Raw genomic sequence first — 3,217 nt, forward strand, 5'->3', positions numbered from 1 at the left:
CGAAAGTCCGGCACCAGCACCTCGATGGTGGTGCTGGGCGAGCGCTCGCGCACGGCGCGGATGCAGTCCACGAAGTGTCCGGCGCCGCGGTCCGGCAGGTCGTCGCGGTCCACCGAGGTGATGACCACGTACTTCAGGCTCAGCGTGCCCACCGCATGGGCCAGGTGCGCCGGCTCGTTGGGGTCCAGCGGATCCGGGCTGCCGTGCGCCACGTCGCAGAACGGGCAGCGGCGGGTGCACTTGTGGCCCATGATCATGAACGTGGCGGTGCCCTTGCTGAAGCACTCGCCGATGTTGGGGCACGACGCCTCCTCGCACACCGTGTGCAGGGCGTTCTCGCGCAGCAGCGTTTTCACGCGCTGGAAGTTGGGGCTGGCCGGCAGGCGCACACGCAGCCAGTCCGGCTTGCGCAGGGGTTCGGCGGCGGGCTCCACCTTGACCGGAATGCGCGAGACCTTGTCCAGGCCGCGCTGGCCGAGCTTGCGGGTGCTGCTCACAGCGGCGTTCCTTGCGGCGATCGGGGGACGCCTATTTTACGGCCTTGCCGGCGGTGGCCGCCGTGCGGCCGGGAGGGGTGCATTGCGCTGGCACTTTTCATAGGCTGTTTCGGCTCGGGAGGCAGACAAGAGCAAGGGGGCGGTTGTGGAGCTGTCCATTCATCCGATTGATGTCGGACTGATCATTGCGTACTTCATCGTGGTCAGCGGGATCGGCGTATGGGTCGCCCGCCAGACCCACAGCGGCGACGAACTGTTCCTGGCCGGCCACACGCTGGGCTTCGGCGTCATCGGTTTCTCGCTGTTCGCATCGAACATCTCGGCACAGACGCTGATCGGCCTGGCCGGCGATGCCTATGTCTCGGGCATCGCCGTCTCGGCCTACGAGTGGATGGCCGGGCTGATCCTCGTGTTCTCCGCGATCTTCGTCGTGCCGTTCTACCTGCGCACCCGGATCTCGACGATTCCGCAGTTCTTGGAGCAACGCTATGACGGTCGCGTGCGGCTGTACCTGTCGTGCGTCACCGTGTTCCTGTCGATCGTCGTGGACATGGCCGGCGGGCTGTACGCCGGCTCCCTGGTGCTGGACAAGCTGTTCTTTCCCCAAAGTGGCGGCCAGCACCTGTTCTGGTTCTGCCTTGGACTGGGGCTGTTCGCCGGCATCTACACCGCGGCCGGCGGGCTCAAGGCCGTGGTGCTGACCGACGTCATGCAGGCGGTGATCCTGATCGTCGGATCCACCGCGATGGGCCTGATCATCTTCGCCCACTTCGACTGGTCGTGGGCGCAGGCCACGGCGCTGGTGCCGGACGAGCACCTGTCGATCCTGCGGCCGGCCGATGACGACGTGCTGCCCTGGCCGGGCCTGTTGTTCGGCGTACCGCTGATCGGCTTCTACTACTGGACCATGAACCAGTACATCATCCAGCGGGTGCTGGGCGCGAAGAACCTGGACGCCGCCCGGGCCGGCGCCATGCTCGGCGGGGCGCTGAAGCTGCTGCCGCTGTTCATCATGATCCTGCCGGCGACGTTCGCCATCGCCCTGTTTCCGGACATCGAGAACAAGGACCAGGTGTTCCCGACCATGGTCACCGAACTGCTGCCCGTCGGCGCGGTGGGGCTGGTGTTGGCCGGGCTGATCTCGGCCATCATGTCGTCGGTGGACTCGACGCTCAATTCGGCGTCGACGCTGGTGACACTGGACTTCATCAAGCCGCGGCGACCGAACCTGACCCCGCAGCAGACCGCACGCATCGGCCGTATCAGCACCTTCACATTCATGGCGATCGCCATCGCCTGGGCGCCGCAGATCCGCGACTTCCCCGGGCTCTGGAACTACATCCAGTCGGCCTTCGCGTACATCACGACGCCACTGGTGGCGATCTTCCTCACCGGCCTGTTCTGGAAGGGGGCGCACCCGCGCGCCGGGTTCTGGGCGCTGGCCGGTGGCCACCTGACCTCGGCCGTGCTGTTCGTGCTGGGGCCGGTCGCCGGCGTGCTGGTGGTGCACTTCACGTACATGGCCATCGCGCTGACCGTCTGGACCGCGGCCCTGCTGATGGTGATCTCGCTGGCGATGGGGCGGGACTTTCGACTCGCCGAGCACGTGACCTGGCCGCCGGACGAGCGTTCCCGGCGGATGCGGCCCGATCACCTCCTGACCGACTTCCGCCTGCAGGCCGTCGCGCTCGTCGCGCTGACCGTGGTGATCGTCGCCGTGTTCCGCTGACCGGATGCCACCTGGGGCAGGTCCGCGTTGGTGTGGTCAAGTGCGCGATCTCGAAACCCCGGCCGGGACGGCAGCCGGGGTCAGGCGTTGCCGGCGAGTGCCGCCTACTCCCACTCGATCGTCGCCGGCGGCTTGCCGGAGACGTCATACACCACGCGGGAAAGCCCTGGCACTTCGTTGATGATGCGCCGCGAGCAGAGGTCGAGCAGTTCGTAGGGCAGGTGGGCCCAGCGGGCGGTCATGAAGTCGACGGTCTCGACGGCGCGCAGGGCGACCACCGGTTCGTGGCGGCGGCCGTCGCCGGTGACGCCGACGCTTTTCACCGGCAGGAATACCGCGAAGGCCTGGCTGGTCTTGTCGTACCAGCCGGCGCGGCGCAGTTCCTCGATGAAGATGTGGTCGGCCAGGCGCAGGGTGTCGGCGGCGGCCTTGGTGACTTCGCCCAGAATGCGCACGCCCAGGCCCGGCCCGGGGAAGGGGTGGCGCTGCACCATCTCGGCGGGCAGGCCCAGTTCCAGGCCGATGGCGCGCACCTCGTCCTTGAACAGTTCGCGCAGCGGCTCGACCAGCTTGAGCTTCATGTGCTCGGGCAGGCCGCCGACGTTGTGGTGGCTCTTGATAACGTGCGCCTTGCCGGTCTTGCTGCCGGCGGACTCGATCACATCCGGGTAGATGGTGCCCTGGGCCAGGAAGTCGACGCCTTCGATCTTGGCGGCTTCTTCATCGAACACGTCGATAAAGAGGCCGCCGATGATTTTGCGCTTGGCCTCGGGGTCGGCGACGCCCGCCAGTGCGTCCAGAAAGCGTGCCTCGGCATTCACGCGGATCACCCGCACGCCCAGGTTGCGCTCGAACACCTGCATCACTTGGTCGCCTTCGTGGTGGCGCAGCAGACCGTTGTCGACGAACACGCAGGTGAGCTGGTCGCCGATGGCCTGGTGCAGCAGCGCCGCGACGACGGAGGAATCGACCCCGCCCGACAGGCCCAGCA

Annotated in this window: 3 protein-coding genes; 1 reads left to right on the plus strand and 2 read right to left on the minus strand. The window is 67.3% G+C overall.

Features of this window, described 5'->3' with window-relative positions; all coding sequences use genetic code 11:
- Window positions 1–497: lipoyl synthase (locus ABYX71_RS11285; protein ID WP_372696595.1), on the minus strand; the 497-nt coding region annotated here is incomplete at its 3' end.
- 145 nt (window positions 498–642) lie between these two features.
- Between ABYX71_RS11285 and ABYX71_RS11290 the strand changes: the two genes are divergently transcribed.
- Complete coding sequence (locus ABYX71_RS11290) at window positions 643–2,226, plus strand: sodium:solute symporter (protein WP_372696596.1); 1,584 nt, start codon at window positions 643–645, stop codon at window positions 2,224–2,226.
- 104 nt (window positions 2,227–2,330) lie between these two features.
- Here ABYX71_RS11290 and guaA read toward each other — a convergent pair.
- On the minus strand, window positions 2,331–3,217 hold an 887-nt coding region (gene guaA, locus ABYX71_RS11295; protein ID WP_372696597.1), incomplete at its 5' end, for a glutamine-hydrolyzing GMP synthase.

The organism is Immundisolibacter sp. (assembly GCF_041625615.1).
Classification (GTDB): Bacteria; Pseudomonadota; Gammaproteobacteria; order Immundisolibacterales; family Immundisolibacteraceae; genus Immundisolibacter.